This is a genomic window from Paenibacillus camerounensis (assembly GCF_000723885.1).
GTDB classification, from domain to species: Bacteria; Bacillota; Bacilli; order Paenibacillales; family Paenibacillaceae; genus Paenibacillus_AQ; species Paenibacillus_AQ camerounensis.
Window position 1 is genome coordinate 74,137 of the sequence record NZ_CCDG010000053.1, and the last position, 25,596, is coordinate 99,732.

A 25,596-nucleotide genomic window follows, 5' to 3' on the forward strand; every position below is an offset into this window, starting at 1 on the left:
ACTTTTGCGGAAATTCATATCGGTTTATTACAAGAAGTATCTGCTTTACACATGGCTGTTGAAACCGCTTAACTTATATAATGTGCCTGAGCAGCGTAAACAGCCGATACGGAAGGATGGGAATACAATGATATTGGTACAACAGGGAGCGGCAGCAAAGCTTCATCTGGATCCGGGAGCAGCCGATTATGATGGCTTGCGGCGGGGCGCGGATTCTTTTGCCGCTGATATAGAGTTAGTCACCGGCACAAGGCCGGAAATCGTCACTGAACCCGGACAGCTGGGGAATACCGCTATCGTTATTGGAACTATAGGCAGCAGCGGGCTGATCGATGAATGGGCTGCCGCAGGCAAACTGGATGTGCCGGCTATTCAAGGCAAACGGGAATGCTACAGCATTCAGCGGATCGGGCATCCCTGTGACGGTGTTGAACAGGCGCTGGTCATTGCGGGCAGCGATAAAAGAGGAACAATCTACGGGATCTATGCTGTATCTGAGCTGATGGGGGTGAGCCCGTGGGTTTATTTTGCCGATGTAATGCCGGAGCGGAGAGACCTGCTTGATCTGCCGGACCATCAGTTGAATGTTATCTCCAAAGAGCCGTCAGTGAAGTACCGGGGGATCTTTCTGAATGATGACTGGCCTTCACTCGGCTCATGGGTAACCGGAGCATTCGGGGATTTCAACGAAGCATTCTACGAAAAGGTCTTTGAGCTGATTCTCAGGCTGAAGGGGAATTATCTCTGGCCGGCGATGTGGAGCGCAGAGTTCAGTGTTAACGGCAATCGTCATCCGCTTGCCAATGCCGAGCTTGCCAGGGAATACGGGATCATTATGGGCACCTCGCATCACGAGCCCCTGTTCCGTGCGGGCAGTGAATGGCAGAAGGTGTATAAGGATTACGGGACAAGCAATCTGTGGGATTTTGCCCGGAACCGGGAGGCGGTCACTGCTTTCTGGGAGGACGGGATTAAGCGTAATAAAGAGTATCCGAACCTGATCACACTGGGCATGCGCGGAGAAAGTGATTCAGAGCTGGAAGGCAGCGACCGCTACAATATTGAACTGCTGAAGGACATTATCCTCACGCAAAAAGAACTGCTTAAGCGGTATGGGCTTGAGCAGGCACCGCAGGTTCTGGCTGTCTACAAAGAGGTGGAGAAGTATTGGTATGGAACGGCTGAAGCGGCGGGACTGAAGGACTGGGAGGTGCTGAATGATGTAACGATTCTGCTGTCAGATGATAACTTCGGCAACCTCCGCAAAATCCCGTCCGGCCGGGAGCAGCAGCGCAGCGCGGGCTGGGGGATGTATTATCATCTGGACTATCACGGCGGCCCGCATTCCTATGAATGGGTCAATACGACGCCGCTGGAGAAGATCTGGGAGCAGATGAGCATGGCTTATGATTACGGCATCCGGGATGTGTGGATTGTTAATGTCGGAGATTTGAAGCCGATGGAGCTGCCCATCTCTTATTTTCTGGATTTAGCTTATGATTTCGGAGCCTGGGGAACCGCTGCGCCTAACAAAACTGCAGAATACACAGAACAGTGGGTGCGTCAGCAGTTCGGCGATGCAGCGGACGAAGCCGCCGTAAGCGGAATTGCCGGTGTACTGGCGGAATATACGAGAATGAACGGGCGGCGCAAGCCGGAGATTATCAGGCCGGAGACCTTCAGTCCCGTGCATTACAATGAGGCGCAGCAGGTGCTGAAGCAGGCAGGCAAGCTTGTTGAGACCGCTGGGCATTACAGAAGCGGGATTCCGGAGCAGCTCCAGGATGCTTACTTCCAGCTCATTTATTATCCGGCGGCTGCTTCGGCCAATGTCCTGCAAATGCAAGTGTATACCGGGCTTAGTAAGCTCTACGCAGAACGCGGCAGCGTCCTTGCAAATACGTATGCTGAGCTTACAGCAGCAGCGATTGAACGGGATAAACAGCTGGAGCTGGCGTACAATAACGATCTTTCCGGCGGGAAATGGCGCGGGATGATGAGCTCGGCACATGTAGGCTATGTGAACTGGGACGCGGCAGGGTGGAGTTATCCGCAGGCGGCTTCCGTTATACCGGCAGAAGGCCCGCTTATGATTGTCGATGTGCAGGGCATGGAGCAAGGATATACTTCGGGAACGGCGGCTCTGCCGGCTTTTACAAATCTGCATAAAGAGAACTATTCCGTTACGGTCAGCAGCGGGGGGGACACGGGCTTTGCCTATGAAGCAGCCGGGAGTGCCGACTGGATCAGGCTGGAGCGGAGCGGCGGCTGGACGGACACAGGAGAGACCATCACAGTATCGGTGGACTGGGAGAAGGTGCAGGGGGCATGCAGCGGTAATATCGTTATCAGCGGAGCTGGCGGAACGGTAACCGTCTGTGCAGAGGTAGACTGGAGCAGCGTGAGTGAGCTGCCGCCAGCGGCTTTTATTGAAGCGCATAACGTTGTATCGATAGAGGCTGAGCATACCCTTAACCGCTGTGCGGCGGACGGAGTTGAATGGACAACAATCAGCGATTATGGCAGGACTCTATCCTCCGTCAAAATGTACCCGGACACTGTATCCTTCAGTGAACCCGCGCAAGCGCCCTATCTGGAGTACAGCCTGCTGGTCAAGCGGGACGGCGAATATAGCCTGAATGCTTATATTGCGCCGACAAATCATCTGTCGCCGGTCAGCGGCCTGAAGTATGCAGCAGGCTTTGACGGATATGAGCCTATTGTTGCCGACGCGCTGCCTCCCGGCTATGAAGGCGGTAACCATAGTAATGAGCCCTGGTGCCGGGCGGTACTGAATAACATTCATGTTAGCTCTACCAGCCACACCTTAACAAAAGGTGTTCATACACTGCGGTTCTATGGACTGGATGCCGGGCTGGTGCTGCAGAAGCTGGTGCTGTCCGCCGGGCCGCTGCCGTATTCCTATCTTGGACCGGAGGAGAGTTATCTCACTTCAGCAGAGCTGACGGAGGATAGCCCTTGATCTGCTTGAACACATTGCTGAAATAGGCGGCATCCCGGTAGCCGCAATGGGCGGCGACTTCAGAGACATTGAAGCCGCCGGCCGACAGCAGCATCTCGGCATTGTTGACCCGTACCCTGTTGATGTATTCCTTCAATGCTACCCCTGTGTTCTGCTTGAACAGCTTACCCATGTATTCGGGATTCAGCCCGGCAGGTAGAGCAAGCTCGCCGATCGTAATCTCCTCTGCATAATGATCCATGATATAGGCTGTTGCTTTATGTATTCTCGGATCAACATACGGTGCCTGCTGATGATGGGCGATAATGAGCAGACGGTAGATGATCTGCTGAAAGACGGCTCTGGCCTTCATTCTGTATAGAGGCTGCTTGCTCATCCATATATGCGAGAATTCCCGGATATCATCGAGAATTTCCTTAGTCCGCCAGTTGCGGGTTACCGTCTTAAAGGGAAGGCGTATGTCATTGCCCCCGCCCAGCCAGAAGAAATTGAATGCAAAGGAATGCATCGGCGCATCCCGGAAGGTGTGAGCCTCACGGATGCTGCCTGCCGGGGCATACAGCATATCTCCGGCTTCAACCGTATAGTTCACCCCGTTGATCGAATAGACAGCTCTGCCGCCGACAACAAAGGTCAGATCATGAAAGTCGATGGTGCTCCGGCCGATTCCCCAGCCTTCAAAGCACTTCCGGTCAACAAACAAAAAAACATCCGGCACCAGCTGCTCATATTGATTGATTTCCATGCTTGACTGAGCCTCCTCCGGTTCAATCATAGCTCCTCATGAACCCCGGGACAAGATTTTCCGTATCTTATTGACGCTAAGCATGATTACCGGAAGGACGAAGGCATAGGTGAAATTCCAGTCTACCCAGTAGGCTGGAATTTCTTTTACATAGAAGATAATATTTTTGGCAATCAGCTGGGAGAGTCCATAGAGCAGAAACGCAGTAGGAAAGATCAGCGGGCGGTAGCTTTTCAGCTTTAAGAACTGGGCAGCCCCCAGTACAAAGGCATAAAAAAACAGTACGGTTTTGAAATAGGTGCTGATAATCCAGGCTGTAGCCATAAGGGCTTCAATCCGCTGGAGGAAGTTGGCAATGTTGATTTTCCGGGCCAGAAGATAGGCGGCGTAGAAGTCATGCTCGGAGAAATATACACCCAGCACGGTGAGTGACAGGATCAGGATAATGTTGAGGACCAACGCTCCAATACAGATGCAGATGAAGATATCGCGGTTAATTTTATCCGATTTAGTGACATAAGGGTAGATCATCAAGAATACACACATCTCCCCGAACGGATAAAAGACACCGTACATTACGGAATGAACCATATCGGGAACCGGTGTATTAAACATCGGTAACAGACGCTCAGCACGCACCTGAGGAAGCAGCAGGACAATCAGGCAGATCAGGAAGAAAGCAAACAGCGGGAAAAAAATCTGCGATGCCCTCCCCAGTGTCTCTAATCCCAGCCGCAGGCCGTATACCAGTATGAATATTCCCATCACTCTGATTACTCCGCCGGGTGTCCCCTCATAAATCTGTGTACAGAGGAAATCCTCAATCTCACGGATGTAGGTAGAACCGGCCAGCAGATAAAAGAACAGGTAGTACAGTCCCACGGCTCCGCCAAGCCATTTGCCCAAAATCTGCCGGCTGAGCTCGATAATCGTTTTGTTAGGGTCAATATTACATAAGGTTACTAACAGAAAAATAGTCCCGATCCCAAGCGGCAGGCTGATCAGTCCGGTAATCCAGGCATCCTGATGGGCTGTAGAAGCCATAACGGCAGGGTAGACCAGTGCCATATCCCCGATATAAGCAAACATTCCGAGTATAACCATCTGTGCTGAGCTAATCCTGTCTTTTTCAAGCATCATCTTGTCTCCCCTGTCTCCACCGAGATCGGATATCCTTGTATGTATTGGCATAGTATGGCTTATTTAGCCCATTTTATGTTAGCGCAGGAGATTCTCAGCCAAGGAATAATTATCAAGATCTGAATCAAACTATGGGACAGAAGGGTCGAAAGGGAGGCAGCACGATGAAAGAGAGACACGAGGAGGCCCTATCGAGCCGCCTGGAGGATACTTACGAACAGCTCAAGCAACTGCTTGGCTCCAGCACCGATCTGGTAAGTAAAGAGCTGCTGCTTGGAGATAACACGCATATATCCCTATTTTATATAGACGGGCTGGTGGATACCGGGCTGCTGCATAATTCAATTCTGTACTCCCTGCAGGGAAGCAGGGTGCCGGATATGCTGGCAGGGCTAAGTCCTGATGCTACGGTTGAGCTGCTGAGATTGCGTATTCTGATGGCAGGCGATCTGACGGTTATTCATAAAACAGGTCAATTTGTCCATGATCTGATGTCCGGCAGCGTCATGCTAGTAGTGGATGGGACTGCAAATGCACTGAGAATCGGCCTGCCCGGCTGGGAGGACAGGTCGGTAAGTGAGCCGAGCTCGCAATCGGTGGTACGCGGTCCGATGGAAGGCTTCACGGAGAACCTGCGGACCAATACGGCACTGCTGCGCCGCAAAATCAAGGACAGTCATTTATGGCTGGAGACCATTCAGATTGGCAGGGTAACCCAGACCAGCGTATCACTCATGTACTTAAGCAATATTGCCAATGATGAGCTTGTACAGGAGGTAAAGCGGCGGCTGAACACAATCGACACCGACAGCATACTCGAGAGCGGTTATATCGAGGAATTCATCCAGGATACCGCTAAGACGCCTTTTCCGACCATATATAACAGTGACCGGCCGGATACCATTGCCGCAGGCATCCTTGAGGGTAAAGTGGCTATTTTAATTGACGGAACACCGTTTGTGCTGCTTGCTCCGACGATATTCGTCGCTTTTTTTCAATCGGCTGAGGACTATTACCAGCGGGCTGATATTTCAACACTGCTGCGGTTTATCCGGTTTCTTGCCTTCTTTCTTACGCTGCTGGCTCCGGCCTTTTACGTGGCAATTACGACCTATCATCAGGAGATGATTCCGACCAACCTGGTCATCAGCCTTGCCGCCCAGCGTGAGACCGTACCGTTTCCCGCTTTTATTGAGGCGCTGCTGATGGAGCTGACTTATGAAATCCTGCGTGAGGCCGGAGTGAGAATTCCTAAAAACATCGGCCAGGCGATCTCAATTGTCGGAACGCTGGTAATCGGCCAGGCGGCGGTTGCCGCAGGCTTCGTCTCTGCTGCAATGGTCATTGTCGTTTCTATAACTGCCATCTCAAGCTTCGTTATTCCAGAGGCGGGAATGTCCATTGCTGCACGGATTATCCGGTTTGCCCTGATCGGCCTTGCCGGATTTATCGGCTTATACGGAATTCTCTGCGGCGTATTCGTTATTGTGCTGCATTTAGCGAGCCTGCGTTCCTTCGGCATTCCCTATATGAGTCCGCTCGGTCCGTACCGGCCAGAGGATATGAAGGATACCATCTTCCGGTTTCCATGGCCTCACCTCAGGACCCGGCCGGCAGAGAATCTTACCAAAAACTTTTACCGCCAAGGGACGGCGCGCCGCAGGGAGAATAAATGATGATGAGACAACTTCGCAGAGCGCTATGCTCCTTGCTGCCTTTAGTGCTGCTGCCTATGCTGCTGAGCGGCTGCTGGGAGAGGAGGGAGCTGAACGAGCTGGCGTTTGTTCTTGCTCTGGGAATAGATAAGGCGGAGAGTGGGTTCAAGATAACGATGCAAGTCGTGATTCCCTCAGCGATATCATCCCAGAACGGCGGGGCCGCGGGCGGCGGAGTGCCTGTAGCTTCTTATAGCTTTACTGCACCCACCATATATGAATCGCTGCGCCAATTCAATATGACCGTCTCACGCTCAGCCTATATGGGACATATCCGGGTTCTGGTCATTGGAGAATCACTAGCCCGCGAGGGAGTTAGCCCGATGCTGGATGTACTGAAGCGCAGCCGTGAGCCGCGGATGGATTTCTATGTCATGGTGGCAAAGGGAGGGACTGCGGAGGAAGCACTGAATGTTCTGAGCGCCCTGGATAGGCTTCCGGCAAATAAACTATACAATGCTTTGGATAAGTCCTACAAAGTATCAGCCAGAACGGTCGCAGTTACACTGGACAGATTCATAGAAGATCTGCTCTATCAGGGAAAGAATCCTGTCTTGACCGGAGTTGAGGTTAAAGGTGATCCCGATGCAGGCGGTGAAAAAAGAAATACGGAACGCACCAATCCAAAGACCAAACTGCGTTATGAAAGTGTTGCTGTATTTAGAAAAGATAAGATGCTCGGCTGGCTGAGTGCCGAAGAGGTAGCCGGGTATAACTATATTACGGATAATGTGATAAAGAATACCGGACATGTTGATGGTGACGAGGACGGATTAGTCGTGATTGAAGCGCTGAAATCCAAAACCAGGAGGAAGGTCAAATTTATTGAAGGGGAACCGCATATTTATCTCGATATTGAAGCCCTCTGCAATGTCGAGGAAGTGACAGGGAGAGACCAGCTCGATGAAGACAAGATTATTCTGGATCTGGAAAGGAAGGCAGAGAAGCGGATCGTCATGAGAATGAAGCAGTCTGTAGAACAGATTAATGACCGCTTTAACGTTGATATTTTCGGTTTCGGACAATCCATTTTTGAGGCGAATCCTAAAGCCTGGACGAGACTGCTGGAGCAGAGCGGAGGTGATTACCTGAAGAGCCTGCCTGTTCATTACAAGGCCACAGTTATCATTAACCGGATCGGGGCCATCGATAATTCATTTATAGATCAGATAAAGGAGTGAAACAGAGATGCTGCTTGTTCTTTTGTGCCTGGTCATCGCTTCAGCCTGTATTGCCGCCGACCTGCCTTTGCTTAAGGGCAAGCGGAAGCGCCGGGACCGGGTTGTATATATGCTGTTCTGGGCAGCTGGAATCGCATCGGCTGTATGTGCGCTGCTGCGGGTGAACGTTCCGAGTCCGCTTTTACTCCTTATCATAATCTATAAGCCGTTTAATACCATCGTAGGGTCCTGGTTTCAGTAAGCTTGCAGCCGGCTGGACCGCATGGTTAAGCAGGGCAGCTGTTCCCGGAGCGGGAGGGCTGCCCTGCTGCTTGTATAATGAACTGGATGTTCAGTGTAGCTTTCAGGCAAAAGGAGCATCAGCAAGCTGAATGCACTGGGTCGGGCAGCTGGCAATGGCATCCTGAAGCTCTTTCTGCAGCTCCTCGGCGATAGCCGTAATGCCGCGGTTGTTGTCCCCTGCAAAAATGACTGCGGCAATTCCTTCATCATCCAGATCAAATATATCGGGGGCAGCAGAATTGCAGGCTCCGCAGGCGATGCATTCCTCCTCATGACGTATACAAACAGATATACCTGCGATTGCAGTGAAGCACTGCCATTTACACAGTTTTTGTGACAGCCCGTTGACGGATGAAATGAAGATGCTATACAGTAGCCTCATTGTAAAATAGTGATTGCTGAGCCCAAACCGGGCGAAACTGGAGTATTGGGACTACAATCTGCTAAAATAAGATTATCTGCATTTGTGAAGTTGGCATCATACATACCAAAGGAGAAATGAATGTGAATGAGAAGCTGAAGCAGGCCTATGATAAATTAGGCTTATCTGAAAACGTATCCAGGGAAGAGATTAATAAACGCTTTGACCTGCTGATTAAACGGCGGAAGTCCAAGGCTTCGGAGGAGGAGCGCTCAGCGCCCGAGGAGGATTTTCAGGCCTTCAAGTTTATTCTTGATACGCTGGACAAGCAGGAGATCGAAGAAGCGGAGCAGGAGCGTCTGGCTAAGTACGGCAAGTTCTCCGGAGCGGCAAGCAAATGGGAACGGTTCTTCCGCCTGTACCGGACGCATGTTATTGTATCGGTCATTGCCGTCATTGTGCTTGCTGTTGCCGGAAATGCTATTTATAACAACTGGCAGCATCGTAAATATCTGGCTTCCCTGCCTCCGCTGGATGCCAAAATTATGTTTCTGGGCAATTTCGGTGTGCAGGACCCGGACGGACAGACAGCCGATTTGGATGCCGCTATTATTGCGCAGTATCCGGAGTGGAAGCGGGTAGAAAGTAACATGATATACCTGCCGAGAACCGGGCAGGGCGGGGATTCCTTCGATATGAACTATATGCAAAAAGCGGTGGTGGAGCTGGCGGCGAACCATCCTGATATTATTATTCTGGATGATGCAACACTGGAATGGATCGGCGGGCAGGACGGCTTTCAGGATCTGAGCGCTATTGTTGCAAGCGGAAGCCTGGATAAGGATGACCCGCGGCTGAAGTGGGGGACTAATCCGCAGAGCGGAAAGGAAGAGCTGTATGGCGTAGATATTACGGATTCAGCCTTTGTTGCCGCATTGCCGGTTAATAAGGCTGAGGACGAGAATATGATTATTGGGGTCCTCGGAGTGGATGAAGTCAAGGACAAGGCTATTTCTTTTATTGAGCATATTGCCGGAGAATCGGCTGCACAGTAAGAAGATGCAGGACATCATAATATTCTGCTAAAAACCGTGTGCCCACGAATGGGTACACGGTTTTTGAGCAGAGCAGGAAGCGGTTGTCACACGCCGGGCTTGTCCTATTTCTCCAGACGGTAGCCGCCGTGGAATACAGGTCCGACATACTGGTTAAAGGCATATCCGCTGCGGATTGCGGCAGAGACGAAGTCCTTAGCCTTGGCTACAGCTTCATGGACGCTCAAGCCGTTTGCCAGACCGCCGGTAATTGCCGCAGCGAATGTGCAGCCTGCACCATGGTTGTAAGCCGGCTCAATCTTTGCAGTCTCCAGCACGGTAAAGTCTGTACCGTCAAAGAAGACATCAATCGCCAGATCGCCGCCCAGTGCCTTTCCGCCTTTTACGACAACATTTTTGGTGCCGAGCTTGTGGATCAGGCGTGCTGCTTCTTTCATATCTTCAAGGGTTGTAAGCTTGCCCAGTCCGGACAATACCCCTGCTTCGAACAGGTTAGGCGTAACGACTGTTGCCAGCGGCAGCAGCAGATCACGGATTGCATTGGCGCTCTCCGGATTGAGGACTTCATCCTCGCCCTTGCAGACCATAACAGGGTCGATAACTACATTGGTCTGAAGGTTGTCTTTAATTGCTTTTTCGGCGACATGGACAATTTCGACACTGCCCAGCATGCCTGTCTTCATGGCGTCTACAGGACCGCCGGCGAAGATTGTTTTGAGCTGCTCGGCTACGATAGCAGCATCCACCGGGTAAACGTTATGATGCCATCCGTTATCCGGGTCCATTGTAACAATAGTAGTTAATGCGCTGAAGCCGTAAGTGCCGTATTCCTCAAAGGTTTTGAGGTCAGCCTGGATGCCTGCGCCACCGCTGGAGTCACTACCGGCTATAGTTAGGGTTTTAACGATTTTTGACAAGGCGAACGTCTCCTTCTTGTACATAAAGTTCTTTCTAATTGCACTACGACATTATAACAAAAAACACCGCTAGCGTCGCCAAAAAAAGCGCAACACCCTTTTTTCAGTGCTGCGCTGCCTGTAGTTCACGGTCTATTCCTTACTGCTGAAGCCGGCAAGGGCGGTCTTTATTGCCTTGTCATATTTGAAGCCGCCGTCACCGCCGGGGCCCATCCAATACACCACAAGAAAGTTACCTCCCCTGAATACATGGGGATACGTCCGGGCTCCACCGTCGTAGGTGGTGCGGTTAATCTCCAGCTTCAGGGCTTCAATCCCCTCAGCACAGGCCTCGGCACCGTCATAAGTGTAGACGGATAAGCGGTCTGTGATTGTCAGCGGACCTTCATAGTCGATCAGCAGCTCATCCGGCCACACGCCTGCAAGCTCTTTATTGAACATATGCTCTTCTCCGGCGTTCACTGCATCCAGTCTGAGACCCTGCTGCTCCAGCGCACCTGTCAGGGCGCTAGCGGGGAACGGGACAGCGTCTGCTGCTGCGGAATCTGCTTGCGGTTCTGCAAGCCTGAGCGCCCCCTGATTAGCAGTGAAAAAGCCCATTATGCTCTCCATTGCTTCCTGCCCGGAATTACCGGAGGTATGCTTCAGCTCGAGCCGGCGGATCAGATAACCCCAGCTGCCTTCTTCGTAATAAGCCGCTCCGTCAGCAGCAAGGCTCTCCGTATCCGGTTCGAGTGCATAGCGGAGGGTGCGCGCAGCCGCATCACCGGTACTCCCCAGCTGCCGCTTCGTGAATTCCAGCGGCACATAGACCGGAAAGCCTTGATCCGCTGCCCATTCCTCCTTATCCGGATAATAGAGCCCGATATCCCCGACCGCACAGCCCTGACAGCTCCAGTTGGTATCGGTGTAGATCAGTGTCTGGACAGGATCAGCAGGGTTCCGGTAAGTCACGCCATAGGACCCGTTCACTCCAATGACGGCAGAGGCTTCCCAGCCGGCTGGAGCGAGCAGCAGGTAGCTGTCTTGCGCATCTGTGCGGTAGACCAGTGTAGCCTGCAGCTGATCTGCCACACTGCCGGCAAGCGGAAAGGTCATCTCAGGCAGGGCGGGAATCGGATTCTTCACCGCCGGGAGCCCGTTTTCTGCGCTGGGGAGGGCAGGGATGGCACGGAGCGGCAGCTGCACCTCCTCCCCGGCGGAATCTGCTGAAGGAAAGGACAGCAACGCCGGCAGGCTGTCTGCGGCAGCATCGTCCGGAGAATTGCCGGCTCCGTTAACAGGAGGGACTTTATCCGGACCGCCGCCGGGAGCGGCAGCTCCAGTAATCCCGGAACTGCTTGGTGCGCTGCTGAATCCGCCGGTGCTGTAGCCGATCAGCAGCACAAGTACAAGCAGCGGGAGCACCAGCGCAGCATACGTCCGGGCACGAAGCTTCCGGGGAAGCGGACCCGGCAGACGGTCATGAACCTTCTGCTGCAGCTGTTTACTGAAGCGGCTCCCTGCAAAAGGCTTCTCCTGCAGCATCTTCTCCCAGTCCTGCGGTAACTTACTCATTGCGGTCCAGCTCCTTTTCCCAGTATTCGTTAGCTTTCTGCCGTGCCCGGTGCAGCCTTGACTTAGCCGCCGGCAGGCTGATGTTCAGTGTATGTGCGAGCTCCTCCATTGACATATTATAGTGTGCATGGAGCATCAGAATTTCCCTGTACTTGCGGGGAAGGCGCAGGACAAGCTGCCAGATTTCGCTGCTGAGTGATTCATTCATATAGACAGCCTCTGCTGATTGCTCCGTGCGTGTGTTGTCCGGCGCGGCCTGCAAGGTCACCCGTTTCATAAAGCTGCTGCTGCGGTAGGTATACCAGCGGTTGCGGGTAATCCGCAGCAGCCAAGTTTTGACCGAGGCCTCTCCCCGGAATGAATGCATATATTTAAATGCCCGGATGAAGGTCTCCTGGGCAATGTCATCAGCAGCACTGCTGCTGCCCGACAGAAAGCAGGCGTAATTCCATACATCCTCGCCATAGGTTTCCATCAGTGTTGTTAATGCGCCTGCGCTCATCGTGGTGACTTCATTCTGCTCCATTGACATGCCTTGCCCCCCAGTCTCTATAACATTGACCCATCTGCATCCGGATAAGTTGCTTTTTTTGCGTAAAAACTTTTATACAGTGTACCTTCGGGAAGAATACTTGCGGAATGAAGCAGCCGCATGGGTAGGAACAGGGTTGCAAATCTGCCGGGCTGCATATCCATATAGGAGCACAAAATACGGTTTGGTGTTGAACCGGTCAGGAGGATCTAATGATAGAAATCAGCTTATGCATGATTGTCCGCAATGAGGAAGCCGGCCTGCCCCGCTGCCTGTCTACGGTTGCCTCTATTGCCGATGAGATTATAATTGTGGATACAGGCTCCACAGACGGGACCAAAGCAGCAGCTTCTGCTTTCGGGGCCGTCATTTATGATTTTACGTGGATTGATGACTTTTCCGCTGCACGTAATTTTGCGTTTAGCAAAGCCACCAAAGAATACATCCTCTGGCTGGATGCAGATGATTACCTGAAGGAGGAGGACAGGCAGCGGTTTATCCGGCTGAAGCAGGAGATGCCGGGGGGGATTGACACTGTGAACATGCAGTACAATCTGGGTTTTGATGCGGACGGAAATGTGACAGTATCACTCCGGCGCAACCGTCTGGTCCGGCGCAGCCGCAACTTCAGATGGATCGGGCCCGTGCATGAATATCTGGAGGTGTATGGAGCTTCACTCAGCAGTGATGTCTGTGTTACTCATGAAAAAGACAAGGCATATACTGACCGTAATCTGCGCATCTACCAGAAGCGGGCGGAAGCGGGGGAGAAGTTCTCACCCCGCGATCAGTATTACTTCGCTAATGAGCTTCGTGACCACGGGATGCATGGAGAGGCAGCCAGATACTATGATCAGTTTCTGGATGGGGGACGGGGGTGGATTGAGGATAATATTCAGGCCTGCCTGAAGCTGGCAGAATGCAGGGAGCAGCTGGGTGATCCGGGAGCTGCCTTCGCTGCGCTGTGCAGAACACTGCAATATGACCAGCCGCGCGCAGAATTCTGCTGCAGGCTGGGAGCCTGGCATCTGGACAAAGGACAGCTGCAAGCTGCAGTATACTGGTATGAGCAGGCTGTTATGCTGCCCCGGGACGGAGAATCAATGGCCTTCAGGAATGAAGCATATTCGACCTGGCTTCCGCATCTTCAGCTCGCTCTGTGTTATGACCGGCTGGGACAGCATGAGAAAGCCAATCAGCATAATGAAACAGCGCTGCTGTTCCATCCGGCCCATCCGAGCATGCTGTATAACCGCAATTATTTTCAGAATCTGCTCGGGGACCGTTACATCCGCCTGCAATCGCCTGATACACCAGATTCAGGTGCGGCCCATCCTGAATAACTGTAATGCCGGGAAATAGATTTCATACAATGTTCTACTAATAATAAACGGGCAGCAGCACACCGGCGGTATCCGTTGATGTACTGCTGCCCGTTTATTATGTGTATCCGTCCCGGAAGCTGTCTGCTGTGCGGTAATGGCTGCCGGTTCCCCGCAATCAGTGTGTGTAATTTCCTTGCATGAAATTGTGAATAGTCTGTTCCATAATCCGGACACTGCTCTCCCAGGTCCAGCGGTTTGAGTCCACTTCTCCCTGTGACGCCAGCCTGATCCTGAGCGCATGATCCTGCACAAGCCGGATTACATCGCCAGCCAGCCTGTTTTCATACCGGAAGGAGAGCAGGCAGTTCGTTTCGTGCCTTGCATACTCCATATTTCCTCCGGAATAGACGGTAGCAAGTGCTGCACCACAGCGCATCGCTTCCAGCCCCGGCAGGGAGCCGCTGTCAAATATGCTTGAACTGACAAAAATATCTGCACAATTGTAATGGTAATTCAGCTCTTCGTCGTTCAGTGGAGTGAAAAAGCGGTATTTGCCGCCGGCTTTCAGCTGCTGAAGAGATTCCGAGGTGTAAAACTCGTCCGGCGGGCTGATAAAATTGATATTCACATGCGGTAGATTCTGCTTTACGATGTCGAGCTGTGAGATGAGATACTCCTGTTCGCGGTGCCAGGAGAAGCCGTTCTCGACCTTGCGGAGAATAGCGGTAATGTTCACCGGCTCCTGCAGGTTATGACGGATATGCCGGTTTCGGAAAACGGTGCTGATCCCGACCGGGACAATACTGCCGGTAATCCCGTGGTTAAGGGCGATGATATCACGCTGCCACTCTGATAACACGAGCAGTCTCGAAGTGGTATTATAGCTGGGAAAAGACACATGATTCTCCGGCAGAAACAGCGGTTCATAGCATAATGAAAGACGGATATGCAGCCCTTTGCCGCTCCGGCTGGCCTCTTCTGAAACAGGCACGGTGGTATAGAAATTAGAGACAATAATATCGCTAGCCGGGAAATCGGATTCGCGGAGTACGGTATGGTCTGTACGGTGCAGCGTAGAATGGATGTCATAGGAGATATCGCCGTGGACCGGCATGACAATGATCACCTGATGGCCAAGAGCTGTAAGACCATTGGTGAGTTCCACCAGCATGCGTTGCGCTCCGCCATGGCATAGGGTGAGAATGGGAAATGTGAACCTCATCGCTGATCTCTTCCCTTCCTTTATCGCGCTGAATTGGCATTATAGATCTGTATAGCATATTATTCAGCGAAGAGAGAAAAGGAACGAATTTTGGTTAAACGTCTATGGGGATGCTGGGGGCTGTCAGAGGATTCTGGCCGGAGCGGCAGCGCATTGCACGCACCGCAACGGCCAGAGCAAGAAAAGCATCAGGGGTCTAGCTGCGCAGACTGTGGAGCAGGGCGACCGTTTCATTCATAACAGGCAGTGTAATCTCTTCGAGTGACACATCAAGCATCGGCTTACGTGCCTGGAGCTTCTTGAAGAATTCAGCCGTATGGAACAGTCCGCCTCCCGGGACTCCGTGACGGTAACCCGAGCCTTCAGCGTAGATGTCCTTCAGATGGGCGAGAATGATCCGGTCACCGAACAGGTCGAGCGAGCTGTCTACAATCTCATCCTGGCGCTCGACATCTTGCCCGATCAGATTGCAGGGATCGAATACGACACCAATGTTGCTGGACGGTACTTCATCCAGAATCCGGCGCATGTGCTGAGGCGAGGCGAGAGTATGGCTGCTTACACCTTCGATGCCTACAAATACGCCCCATTTCTCCGCTTCCTCAGCCAGTTCTTCCAGCGTAGCTCTGAAGGTCTGCCAGCCGATCTCTTCATAACGCTCCGGATCAGCAGACTGATAAGTGGTTAAGCCTCCGCTTTCAGTGGCTACCATCGGCGCCCCGAATTGCTTGGCAAAGCGCAAATGCTCCTTGAAGCGGTTAATTTCAGCCCTGCGTACTGCCGGGTCCGGGTTGATCGGATCAATATAGCAGCCGAGCACGCCGATACGGACACCCGCCTTGTCGAACTTCTCACCGATATAATTAGCCAGCGCAGGGCTGAATTTGCCCGGAGAAAGATCAATATCCTGAATAGCTTTGGTTAAGGCTAGCTGCACAAAATCAATGTCGTGAGCCTGCAGAGTGGAAACCAGTGTGTCGAGTGGCAGGCAACCTGCCGTGTGTGCTAAAGTTCCGAATCGAATGGGTAACATCTCCTTTTAAAATAATAATTACGTATTCCTATTAATAATAAATACGCTTTCACCTAGTTGCAACTTCTAACTGGAGACAGATCCGCCAACGGGACAGGCCTGCTGTATATACCTTAATATTAAGCATGTGAACAGGATAACGTCAAAATAATATTTTTGCAGGACAGGAAAAAGTGTAGCCGTTATGGAAACTTTGGAAAAGAAACCGGCCTTAAAGAAAGACATTCTGGAAGCCAATAGGTTCAGGCATGGCACTAAGGAATTTGACAGCAGCCGGCCGATCTGGCGGCGGATTCGGCAAACCGCTGAACAAGTCATTCAGTGGGTCTGAGTCATTGCAACACAAACAACCTCTCTGTAAAAGCCGGTACTGCGTGTGCCGGTTAGCAGAGAGGTTTTTTCTTTTTTGTGAAAATATTGAGAAGGTGCGAAAAACGATTGAAAATTTGCTGAAAGCCCGCTAGTCTAAGAAGGGAAGTATCATCCGTGAAATAATCATTTTAGACTGAAGGGATTCCTGCAACATGAAAATGATCCGTGTCATAGCTGAGGTCGGAATATTGTACGTGTTCTATCTTGCTGGCGATGCTCTGCAGAAGCTGCTGCATCTGCCGGTTCCCGGCAGTATTGTCGGCCTGCTGCTGCTCTTTGCGTTGTTATTGCTAAAGATTGTACCCGTTAAGCTGATAGAGAACGGCTCGTCGTTTATACTGGCTTATCTGCCGATGTTCTTCATTCCGGCAACCGCAGGCATTATGAACCATCTTGATATTTTTAGCGGCCGCGGGCTGCTGCTTATAGCAGTTCTGATAATCAGCAGTGTGCTGACTATGGTTGTCACTGCGCATTCCAGCCAGTGGATAACCGGCCTGGGGTCCAGACAGGCCGGCGCCAGACAGAGCCTCCCGGCGGACAGCATGGGTGAAAAGAGGAAGGGCGCATGAGAATACTGCTGGCAGCCGGATTTGTAGTATTCAATGTTGCGATCTACCTGTTCATGGCTATGCTGTATAAGCGCTACCGTCTCCCTGTTCTTTTGCCGGCGCTGACTGCGACGTTTACCGTAGTGGTTCTGCTGCTCGGATTCAATATTTCCTATGATACATATATGATCGGCGGCGAATGGATAAACCGTCTGCTTGGTCCGGCGGTCGTCTCCCTGGCTTATCCGCTGTATAAACAGCGGCACGTGCTGCGGGAGAATCTGCCGGCTGTTCTTGGGGGAACAGTCACCGGCCTGCTGGTAGGAATGCTCAGCGGGCTCTTGATGGCGGCTAGTCTCGGTTTTTCCAAAATCTACGTCCTCTCAATTCTGCCCAAATCCATTACAACAGCTGTAGCCATTCAAATCTCAGATAATCTCGGCGGAGATTCTTCACTGACCTCCGTATTCGTGATGATTGCCGGGTTCACCGGAGCCATCGGCGGCCCTTACATTATTAAGCTGTTCAGAATCCGCAGTGAGGCGGGAATCGGAATCGGGCTTGGCACAGCATCACATGCGCTAGGAACAGCCAAAGCGCTGGAATACGGCGAGCAGTCCGTCTCCATGAGCTCGGTGGCGATGACAGTCTGTGCCATCGTGGGCTCTATAATCGGACCGCTCGTCGCATGGATCATGTATCATTAGCCGGAAGCAAGTTTATTCTGCTTTGACCTTCAGGCGGATCACGTTCCAGGAAGCCTTAGGCAGCAGGGCGCTTACACGTCCGCCGTCAGCAGCAGCGTTTCCGCGGTCATGCGGAAGCACATTGCCGGGATTCTGGCGGGTGTTGGCAGCATACAGATCCTCATTCTCAAGCACCGTGTGCTGGATAACCGACGCTTCACCGAAGCTGCGCAGGTCAACCGAGAATTCCATGCCTTCAGTCAAATGGCGGTTAACTGCGAATACTGTAACCTCACCCAGCTCCTCGTTGTAGACGCTGACTGCCTCAAGATAAGGGACATCGGTGAAGTCCTTGGAATCATATTTTGGGCTGGTAATCAGCGGGTGCAGCACGGTGCCCCGGCCGAACTGTGAAGCATGCATATAAGGGTAGAAAGTGGTCTGCAGCCAGAGCGGACCGCCGTTTTCGGTCATGATTGGGGCGATTACATTGATCAGCTGGGCGATACAGGCCATTTTTACCCGGTCCGCATGCTTGAGAAGGCTGATTAGGCAGCAGCCCACAACCAGGGCATCCTCCAGATTATATACATCCTCGAATTCAGGCGGTGCAACCTCCCAGTAGGTTTCAGCCCGGCTGGACCCTTGTGATTTCCATACGTTCCATTCATCAAGCGAGAGGTATATTTTCTTCTTGCTTTTCTTTTTGGCCTTGATATAGTCGCACACAGCGGCTACACTGTCGATGAACTGGTCCAGATCCAGCGAGCTGGCCAGGAAATTCGGCGAATCGCCTTCATTATTATTGTAATAGGTATGAAGGGACAGGAAGTCTACATTATCATAGCTGAGGTCAAGCACCGTAGCTTCCCATTCGGCAAAGGTAGCCATGCTTCTGCCTGAGCTGCCGCAGGCAACGAGTTCAAGTGACGGATCAACCCAGCGCATCGCTTTGGCAGTTTCATTAGCAAGTCTGCCGTACTCTACCGCCGTTTTGGCACCGATCTGCCAAGGGCCGTCCATTTCATTGCCCAGGCACCAGGTTTTGAATTTATGCGGCTCTTTTACCCCGTGGGAGATACGCATATCACTGTAATACGAGCCGGATGGATGATTACAGTATTCGACCAGGTTACGGGCGGCATCGATTCCGCGTGTACCCAGGTTGACCGCCATCATGACTTCAGAGCCGACCAGCTTCGCCCATTTGGCGAATTCATTGGTGCCTACCTGATTGGTTTCAGTAACCCACCACGCCAATTCAAGAGAGCGCTTACGTTCGGACTGGGGGCCCACGCCGTCTTCCCAGTTATAGCCGGAGACGAAGTTACCGCCCGGATAACGGATAATAGGTACGTTCAGTGAACGGATAGCCTGCAGGGCATCTCCGCGGAAGCCGTCTTCATCAGCTGTAGCGTGTCCGGGTTCATAGATTCCGCCGTATACCGCCCGGCCCAGGTGTTCAATGAAAGAACCGTATACCCGCGGGTCAACCTCACCTAGTCTGAAATCCTTGTCAACGATCATTGTTGATTTTATTGTCATCTGTGCAGCTCCTTTAATTAGAATTAATGAATTTGTTAATTAATTAATCGTTTTATGATTACATCATACGTATTTTACGCTAAAATAGGCAATATAAATCTTTAGGATTAATATAATTACTAATCCAAAGAGAGTGGAGGGTAACGATGTACTTAACTACAGATTCGGAGTCACTTAAGGTTTATGAAGCGCTGGCAAGTGAAGTCAGGCTCAGAATCATTGACCTGCTGGGCACGGAAGAGATGCATATTAAGGAACTGGCCTCGAAGCTGTATCTCAGCAGCGCGATAGTCAGCTCCCATGTAGCCAAGCTGCAGAAAGCCGGGATTGTCAGCTCGCAGATGAAAAGAATTGATGGCGGAACCTACAAATACTGCTCGCTGTCAGCAAACTTTCTGCAGATTAAATTGTCGGGAGCAAAGGGGATCGCCCGTAAGGTAGTGGAGGTGTCGGTTCCGGTTGGACATTACACTGATCTTCAGGCTTCTCCGACCTGCGGAATCGCCACGACAGAGAAGCTGATCGGGTACTATGATGATCCGCGTTATTTTCTTGATCCTGAGCGGGTGGATGCGGGAATTCTATGGTTCGCAAAAGGATATGCAGAATACAAAGTGCCGAACTATCTGTTCATGGATCAGAAGGTTCAGGAGATTGAAATCTCCATGGAGCTTGGCTCGGAGGCCCCGAATGTCAATGAGAAGTGGCCGTCTGAAATTCACTTCGCGCTGAACGGGCACGAGCTGGGCAAATGGACAAGTCCCGGTGATTTCGGAGTAATGCGCGGACGGCTTACCCCTTCATGGTGGAATTCCGATGTGAACCAGTATGGCCTGCTTAAGGTGCTGCGGGTGAACCGGGGCGGGACCTATATCGACGGCCAGCAGATCTCGGCGTTAACGCTGGATGATGTATGCTGGCAGAAGGATCAGTGGACATTCAGGCTGACGGCCGAAGATTCAACCCGAAGGCGGGGCGGACTGACGCTCTACGGGCGCGGCTTCGGCAATTATGAGCAGGATATTGTATTTAGAGTTTATTATGAATAGGACTTCTTGAACCATTCTTTCAATCAGAGTTTTATGTTTGCAAAGCAGTCCATCGGGTAACTATAACTAAGTGTCCCACAATACTGTTAAGCTCAAGGAGGAAATCAAGTGACAGATCACATTCAGAATGAAGCGGACATCCGCAATAAAGAGAACAAGGACGGCGACTCTCTGGCAGAACGCAAAAAAATGGAGAATGGCGTAGATATTGAACCGGAGGCTGATGACTGGGTAGCCAAACCGGCAGAATCCGCTCACCCGGACCCGCTTCCCAAAAACTAAACGCTGCTAACAGAGACAGGCTGTCCGATCCGGGCAGCCTGTCTCTGTATATTACGGCACACCGGCGTATTGAGTATGATAAGCGGCTGTTGTATACTCAGTTCAAGTACAGCCGCTTTTCCCGTAATAGAACAGCAGCGCAGATTTCCCGGAACTCATTCTAATGAACTTGAGGGAGGTATGAGGATGCGTAGTCGTAGCGATAACGGCAGGGACAGGCAAAAGCGCGGTGAAGCGCTGGCAGGAAATCTTGAAAAAAAGTACGGCTCGGATTTTGGTGCGCGCAGCGAGCTTACACTGGAGGCAATCAGGAAGCAATATGATAATCTGCCGGCAGCGCAGCTGATGAAGGAACAGCAGCAGAAGCAGTGAACATAAGGTGTTCAGTATGCAGACGAGCATTACAAGGTGATGTCCCGGGAGCCGTAATTAACAGGCTTTGGGACATCTTTTTTTTTTGAAGATAAGAATTTATATGCTTTGCACAATAAATGATACTTATCTTTCTCGCTGAAACGGATGCCGTCCTCATAAGGACGGCATCCGTTTCCACTTGTTGTCCGCATAATTACAGCGGCGTATTGACATACTACCTCCCGGAAGGACCTGTATCAATAATTGACAATAGGGGAGGCGGGGCTGGTGAATCTTTTTCCGCTGCTGCCGCCGGGCGGTTATACGGCAATATCCGCGGCGGGCGGATATTTCTTTTACTTTGCGGTCTATTCCTTTTTGGGCTGGCTGCTTGAAGGGACATACAATCTTTATAGTCAGGGAAGCTTCCGTAAGGAGGGTTTTCTAAAAGGGCCGGTTAAGCCGATGTACGGCTTTGCGCCGCTGCTGCTGCTTACAATACAAAGACTGGAGCTGCCGCTGCCGCTCTTCCTGGCACTGGTGCTGATTATTCCTTCGCTGGTTGAATACATCAGCGGCTGGCTGCTAAAGGGGTTTTTCCATAAGCAATGGTGGGATTATTCGGACATGCCCCGCCAGCTTCATGGTCACATCTGCCTGAAATTTTCGCTGTACTGGTGGGTGCTGGCCGCAGGCTGCATTTATGTGCTGCATCCGCTGATCAGGCTGATCTATTCATCGGTCCGCCTTCTGTGGATACCGCTGCTGCCGCTGGTTACGCTGCTGTTCGTTTTGGATCTGCTCTGGACCTGGCGGGTACGCCGGCGCAGTCTGAACGGGCTGGAGCCTGAAGAGGGATGACGTCTGCCTGAAGTCCAGCTTATATATAGGGACAATGCTTTGCTAATCCGGCAAAGCATTGTCCTTTTTTTTTGGCATCCTAGAATGTACAGGTGCAGGGATTTATTTGGGATGGGGAATCCAGTGTCAAATATAGGTAGTGACGTAATGCCTTCTTTGATAAACTCATATAGTAGTACAAGGAAGTGAGGATGAGTGAAGATGCCGATTTCTGAATATTACCGCGGACTGCGCAGCAGTGTAGGAGCAGGTCTTCTGATGGTTCCGTCAGTGGCTGCGGTTATCCGTAACGATGCAGGAGGAATTCTCTTCATCCGCAAAGGCGGGGAACAGCTGTGGGGCCTGCCGGCCGGTGCTGTTGAACCGGGGGAGACGCCTTCCAGAGCCATACGCCGGGAGGTGTTCGAGGAGACGGGATTAATGGTAACACCACTTGAGATCAGCGGTGTCTTCGGCGGAGAAAAGTACACATATGAGTACAGCAACGGCGACCGTGTTGAGTACACCGTAACGGTGTTTGAGTGCGCCATCGTAAAGGGGACACTGAGAAGTATGGACGGGGAGTGCGAGGAGCTCAGATTCTTCGGAGAGGAAGAGCTGCCGCAGACTGCCATTCCATATCCGGCAGAGCTGTTCCGGAGGCATTCCGGTGAAGCATCGCCAGCCATTTTTGAGTAGATTCTTCCTTGTAGAGACAGGAGCTATTAGCATGCAAAGATTCCCGGTGAACCGCCGCAGCAGAATTATCTATGGCTGTGCCATTCTCATTACTGTAGTGTCAGGACTATGTTCCAGGGCATATGCAGATTATCTGCCTTCTTTCGCAGCAGCTCATCTGGGAGATGCATTATGGGCGGCAATGGTCTATTTCGGATTCCGCCTGCTGCTTCCCGGGCGACCATTGGTATTGGCATTCGCGTTAAGCGTGCTGTTCAGCTTCAGCATCGAGTTCAGCCAGCTGTACCAGGCAGCATGGATTAACGGATGGCGGGCCACGCTGCCCGGCAGACTGATTCTGGGCAGAGGTTTTCTCTGGATCGACCTGGTTCGCTATACAGCTGGAATCTGTACAGCCTGTGCATTGGACCGGTTCTTCCTGAACAGAGCATCAACTTGATAAATAAGTATGATGGAGATGACATTCCCTAATGACAATGACGAACAGCCTGATAGTCGTATGCCTGCTGACTCTGATCATCAATACGGCAGAAACGTTATCTTATTCAGTCCGTTTTGCCGGTGTGAAGCTGAACAAGATTGCTATTGCCTTATCCCTGACCGGTATTATTGTGCTGATCTCAAGAACGGCGAATATGATTCAGGCCCCGCTGACGGCTAAATTTGTAGATTACTCCAACAATGATGATCCCGGCTTTCCGCTCGGCAATTATCTGCGGATTATTATGCTCGCTTCCACCCTGGGTACCCTGCTCGCTATTGCACTTTTCCCCACCTTTGTCGGCCTGTTCAGCAGGGTGATTTCCAAGCTGGAGGTAGAGGGCTCTATTCCCAAGCTGCTCAGCAGTGTGACGGTGCAGCAGCTCAAGAACACCCGCAAATATTTCAAAAGACCCGGCCTGCGCCTGCCCAGCTTCCGGTATCTTGGCATCCCCAAGCGCTTTATCATTATGAACATCTTCGTCACAGGGTTCTATACGGTCGGGGTGCTGTCTTCACTGTACGCCGGACATTTGTCTCCCCAGCTGCTTGCCACTGCCTCTAACGCTTCGGGGCTAATTAACGGCTTGGCTACCATTCTGCTGACAGTGTTTATTGATCCGCAGCTGGGGATTATCACCCACAAGGCTACGGAGAGTGCAGAGTACCGTGACCAGCTCGGTAAAATCTATATTCTGTTGATGTTCTCAAGGGTTCTGGGCACACTGCTGGGCCAGCTTGTGTTCGAGCCTGCGGCTTATTTTATCAGCTGGATGGTTCAGCTGATCTGACAAGGCCACTCAAGGAAGTTTAGCTTCAGCCAGCCGGAGGGCTGCAGTGATCTTTTGCTCCAGTACATACACCTGCTGTGATAAGGTGCGGATTTCCGTCATCCGGGCACAGGAACGCTTCATTCCGGCCGCAGCTGCGACAGCGTCTCCGGCCTTTACTGCTGTCTTGTATTGCTTGTCCGCTTCTGAGCGGTGAGCTTGCGCTTCGCTGATCTGCTTGTTGCCGGCCGTGATCTGCTTTCTGAGCCCGGCTACCGGCGACAGCGCATCTTTGGCAGGCTTGTTCTTGGCCGCGGCAGCTGCCTTGGCTTCCGTCAGCGCAGTGTTCTTCGCTTTGATCTCAGCATTAGCTGCTGTTGCAGCAGCCTTCAATTTATTGCGCTTCAGATCGAAGGCAGTAGCATTCTTAAGATTGCCTGCTTTGCGGGCTGCAGCAGCCTGCTTGCCCAGCGAAGCGTACTGCTCCAGCAGCGGAGCATGCTTCTTTCTGGCCGTATCGGCGTCTGACTTGAGGCGGCTCAAGAGACTCTTGTCCGTTGCCAGAAGCCTGGCATTAACGGCAGCAAGATCGGCCGTGTTCTGCTTGCGAAGCTCCTGATTTCGCTTGCTGTCAGCCTTAACGTATTCCTGCAGGGCGGTGTAGCTGCTGTAGAGGTCATTGATCTGGTCAAGTGCTTCATCCCAGTCTGAGGCTGCGGCAGCCCGTGGTGTGTTCCCGGACAAAACCGCTAGAAGGACGAGCAGTACCGTAAACCTGCGCCATCTGTGTGCAATTACAGCATTGTTCACTTAGATCATCTCCAGTTCTGCATGTTATTATCGGACGCAAAAAAGCACCCCCAAGAAAGGCATGAATGCCAATCCTGCGAGGTGCTTCGCCCGCTTAACATGTATAATTTATACTTAATATAGCTTGAATGATATGGGAAGTCAAGGAATAAAGGAACGTTAGTTCGCAATCATTCGAATTACAGAATTGCGGTGTGCTACATAACAGGAGGTATAATATGAAACAAACACAAGAAGAGGTCCGGGACCGAATCGTGCTGATTACGGGAACCTCCAGCGGATTCGGGCTGCTGACAGCGGTAAAGCTCGCAGCCCAGGGGTATCAGGTGGTTGCAGCAATGCGTGATCTGCAGCGAAGGGACGAGCTGCTCCGCCAGGCGGAGGCGGCCGGTGTAACCAAGAAAATTCATCTGATGACGATGGATGTTACGTGCTCAGACTCTATTGAAGCGGCTGTATCCGCGGTTAACGAGCGTTTCGGAGCCATTGATGTACTTGTGAATAATGCGGGCTTTGCTCTTGGCGGCTTCACGGAAGAGGTGAGCATGGAGGAATGGCGGGGGCAGATGGATACGAATTTTTTCGGTCTCGTGGAGGTTACCAAGGCAGTGCTGCCTGTTATGCGCGGACAGCGTGAAGGCTGTATTATTAATGTCAGCAGCGTGAGCGGCCTGTTCGGCTTTCCCGGCTATGCGCCGTATGCGGCATCCAAATTTGCGGTAGAGGGCTTTAGCGAAAGTCTGCGCCAGGAGCTGCTGCCTTTTGGGATTAAGGTCATTCTGGTCGAACCGGGCTCCTTCCGCACACCGATCTGGGGCAAAGGAATGGACAGCATCCGCACCAGTGACACCTCTCCTTACAAAAAGCAGCTGGAGCAGGTGCTGCGTTACTCCCGGCGCACTGCAGAAGCTGCGCCTGATCCTTCACAGGTATCAGAATTGATAGGAAGGCTTGTACAGAAGCGCTCTCCCAAGCTGCGTTATCCGGTTGGTAAAGGCATTAACAGCCTGATTTTCGGCAAAAGCCTGCTGCCCTGGAAAACGCTTGAACGCTTCATCGCCAAAACACTGGCAGGGATAAAATAAGCTGTGTGACTTCTTTTAGAGAGTA

Annotated in this window: 26 protein-coding genes; 16 read left to right on the top strand and 10 right to left on the bottom strand. The window is 51.8% G+C overall.

From position 1 onward, the window contains the following. The first annotated feature begins 127 nt into the window (after window positions 1–127). Complete coding sequence (locus BN3772_RS19735; protein ID WP_042201684.1) at window positions 128–2,983, top strand: glycosyl hydrolase 115 family protein; 2,856 nt, start codon at window positions 128–130, stop codon at window positions 2,981–2,983. Here the strand turns inward: BN3772_RS19735 and BN3772_RS19740 are convergent. Both BN3772_RS19740 and BN3772_RS19745 read right to left on the bottom strand, forming a co-directional pair. Continuing rightward, a complete protein-coding gene (locus BN3772_RS19740) occupies window positions 2,949–3,728 on the bottom strand; it encodes a helix-turn-helix transcriptional regulator (protein WP_042201625.1) in 780 nt (259 codons plus the stop codon). The genes BN3772_RS19735 and BN3772_RS19740 overlap by 35 nt on opposite strands. A 36-nt stretch (window positions 3,729–3,764) precedes the next feature. Beyond that, entirely contained in the window at window positions 3,765–4,868 is a 1,104-nt protein-coding gene (locus tag BN3772_RS19745; RefSeq protein ID WP_042201626.1) for a GerAB/ArcD/ProY family transporter, read from the bottom strand. Window positions 4,869–5,032: 164 nt separating this feature from the next. Between BN3772_RS19745 and BN3772_RS19750 the strand changes: the two genes are divergently transcribed. From BN3772_RS19750 to BN3772_RS19760, 3 genes are read left to right on the top strand one after another with little or no spacing between them, the layout of a single operon-like run. Then, window positions 5,033–6,544: a spore germination protein gene (locus BN3772_RS19750; RefSeq protein ID WP_042201627.1), complete on the top strand. Its 1,512-nt coding sequence runs from the start codon at window positions 5,033–5,035 to the stop codon at window positions 6,542–6,544. After that, entirely contained in the window at window positions 6,541–7,764 is a 1,224-nt protein-coding gene (locus BN3772_RS19755) for a Ger(x)C family spore germination protein (protein WP_244444795.1), read from the top strand. Before BN3772_RS19750 ends, BN3772_RS19755 begins: the two co-directional genes overlap by 4 nt. 7 nt (window positions 7,765–7,771) lie before the next feature. After that, on the top strand, window positions 7,772–8,005 hold the full coding sequence (locus BN3772_RS19760) for a hypothetical protein (protein WP_244444796.1): 234 nt from the start codon (window positions 7,772–7,774) through the stop codon (window positions 8,003–8,005). Between the two features lie 102 nt (window positions 8,006–8,107). Here BN3772_RS19760 and BN3772_RS19765 read toward each other — a convergent pair whose 3' ends face one another. Continuing rightward, window positions 8,108–8,338 (bottom strand): ferredoxin, encoded by a 231-nt coding sequence (locus BN3772_RS19765; protein WP_042201687.1) that lies wholly within the window; start codon window positions 8,336–8,338, stop codon window positions 8,108–8,110. A 212-nt stretch (window positions 8,339–8,550) separates the two neighbouring features. On the opposite strand from BN3772_RS19765, the gene BN3772_RS19770 reads away from it, so the two are divergent. Next, window positions 8,551–9,462: a hypothetical protein gene (locus BN3772_RS19770; RefSeq protein WP_042201630.1), complete on the top strand. Its 912-nt coding sequence runs from the start codon at window positions 8,551–8,553 to the stop codon at window positions 9,460–9,462. A gap of 104 nt (window positions 9,463–9,566) precedes the next feature. On the opposite strand, the gene thiD is transcribed toward BN3772_RS19770, so the two are convergent. The 3 genes from thiD to BN3772_RS19785 form a co-directional block, all read right to left on the bottom strand. Then, window positions 9,567–10,403 carry a bifunctional hydroxymethylpyrimidine kinase/phosphomethylpyrimidine kinase gene (gene thiD / locus BN3772_RS19775; RefSeq protein WP_042175598.1) on the bottom strand — a complete coding sequence of 279 codons (837 nt, stop codon included), beginning with the start codon at window positions 10,401–10,403 and terminating at the stop codon, window positions 9,567–9,569. A 108-nt stretch (window positions 10,404–10,511) separates the two neighbouring features. Then, a complete protein-coding gene (locus tag BN3772_RS19780; RefSeq protein WP_042201632.1) occupies window positions 10,512–11,936 on the bottom strand; it encodes a DUF4850 domain-containing protein in 1,425 nt (474 codons plus the stop codon). Next, on the bottom strand, window positions 11,929–12,468 hold the full coding sequence (locus tag BN3772_RS19785) for an RNA polymerase sigma factor (RefSeq protein WP_042201634.1): 540 nt from the start codon (window positions 12,466–12,468) through the stop codon (window positions 11,929–11,931). Before BN3772_RS19785 ends, BN3772_RS19780 begins: the two co-directional genes overlap by 8 nt. A 212-nt stretch (window positions 12,469–12,680) precedes the next feature. Between BN3772_RS19785 and BN3772_RS19790 the strand changes: the two genes are divergently transcribed. Then, window positions 12,681–13,811, top strand: coding sequence for a tetratricopeptide repeat-containing glycosyltransferase family 2 protein (locus BN3772_RS19790; protein WP_042201635.1), 1,131 nt, complete (start codon window positions 12,681–12,683; stop codon window positions 13,809–13,811). A 157-nt stretch (window positions 13,812–13,968) separates the two neighbouring features. On the opposite strand, the gene BN3772_RS19795 is transcribed toward BN3772_RS19790, so the two are convergent. Continuing rightward, window positions 13,969–14,964, bottom strand: a complete 996-nt coding sequence (locus tag BN3772_RS19795; protein WP_244444797.1) for a glycosyltransferase family 4 protein — start codon at window positions 14,962–14,964, stop codon at window positions 13,969–13,971. A 247-nt stretch (window positions 14,965–15,211) separates the two neighbouring features. Then, window positions 15,212–16,048: a sugar phosphate isomerase/epimerase family protein gene (locus BN3772_RS19800; protein WP_042201638.1), complete on the bottom strand. Its 837-nt coding sequence runs from the start codon at window positions 16,046–16,048 to the stop codon at window positions 15,212–15,214. 524 nt (window positions 16,049–16,572) lie between these two features. Here BN3772_RS19800 and BN3772_RS19805 point away from each other — a divergent pair. Continuing rightward, window positions 16,573–16,992, top strand: a complete 420-nt coding sequence (locus tag BN3772_RS19805) for a CidA/LrgA family protein (protein ID WP_042201639.1) — start codon at window positions 16,573–16,575, stop codon at window positions 16,990–16,992. Further along, entirely contained in the window at window positions 16,989–17,678 is a 690-nt protein-coding gene (locus BN3772_RS19810; protein ID WP_042201641.1) for an LrgB family protein, read from the top strand. The genes BN3772_RS19805 and BN3772_RS19810 overlap by 4 nt, the downstream gene beginning before the upstream one ends. Before the next feature lie 12 nt (window positions 17,679–17,690). Here the strand turns inward: BN3772_RS19810 and arfA are convergent, their stop codons facing one another. Then, window positions 17,691–19,202: an arabinosylfuranosidase ArfA gene (gene arfA, locus BN3772_RS19815; RefSeq protein WP_042201642.1), complete on the bottom strand. Its 1,512-nt coding sequence runs from the start codon at window positions 19,200–19,202 to the stop codon at window positions 17,691–17,693. 146 nt (window positions 19,203–19,348) lie between these two features. On the opposite strand from arfA, the gene BN3772_RS19820 reads away from it, so the two are divergent. From BN3772_RS19820 to BN3772_RS19845, 7 genes are all read left to right on the top strand, one after another. Beyond that, complete coding sequence (locus BN3772_RS19820) at window positions 19,349–20,251, top strand: ArsR/SmtB family transcription factor (RefSeq protein ID WP_042175622.1); 903 nt, start codon at window positions 19,349–19,351, stop codon at window positions 20,249–20,251. Window positions 20,252–20,359: 108 nt separating this feature from the next. Beyond that, entirely contained in the window at window positions 20,360–20,533 is a 174-nt protein-coding gene (locus BN3772_RS30945) for a hypothetical protein (RefSeq protein ID WP_167336689.1), read from the top strand. Window positions 20,534–20,719: 186 nt separating this feature from the next. Continuing rightward, entirely contained in the window at window positions 20,720–20,905 is a 186-nt protein-coding gene (locus tag BN3772_RS19825) for a hypothetical protein (RefSeq protein WP_042201644.1), read from the top strand. 270 nt (window positions 20,906–21,175) lie between these two features. Beyond that, window positions 21,176–21,748, top strand: coding sequence for a putative ABC transporter permease (locus BN3772_RS19830; protein WP_244444799.1), 573 nt, complete (start codon window positions 21,176–21,178; stop codon window positions 21,746–21,748). 201 nt (window positions 21,749–21,949) lie between these two features. Next, the gene (locus BN3772_RS19835) at window positions 21,950–22,426 is read left to right on the top strand and encodes an NUDIX domain-containing protein (protein ID WP_042201646.1); all 477 of its coding nucleotides are present in this window, start codon (window positions 21,950–21,952) and stop codon (window positions 22,424–22,426) included. Window positions 22,427–22,457: 31 nt separating this feature from the next. Further along, window positions 22,458–22,865, top strand: a complete 408-nt coding sequence (locus tag BN3772_RS19840) for a ribosomal maturation YjgA family protein (protein WP_042201648.1) — start codon at window positions 22,458–22,460, stop codon at window positions 22,863–22,865. Window positions 22,866–22,902: 37 nt separating this feature from the next. Beyond that, on the top strand, window positions 22,903–23,697 hold the full coding sequence (locus tag BN3772_RS19845; protein WP_042182551.1) for a lipid II flippase Amj family protein: 795 nt from the start codon (window positions 22,903–22,905) through the stop codon (window positions 23,695–23,697). A 9-nt stretch (window positions 23,698–23,706) separates the two neighbouring features. Here the strand turns inward: BN3772_RS19845 and BN3772_RS19850 are convergent, their stop codons facing one another. Continuing rightward, on the bottom strand, window positions 23,707–24,486 hold the full coding sequence (locus BN3772_RS19850; RefSeq protein ID WP_052380603.1) for a hypothetical protein: 780 nt from the start codon (window positions 24,484–24,486) through the stop codon (window positions 23,707–23,709). A 218-nt stretch (window positions 24,487–24,704) separates the two neighbouring features. Here BN3772_RS19850 and BN3772_RS19855 point away from each other — a divergent pair, with 218 nt between their 5' ends. Beyond that, on the top strand, window positions 24,705–25,571 hold the full coding sequence (locus tag BN3772_RS19855; protein WP_042201649.1) for an SDR family oxidoreductase: 867 nt from the start codon (window positions 24,705–24,707) through the stop codon (window positions 25,569–25,571). Window positions 25,572–25,596: the final 25 nt, after the last annotated feature.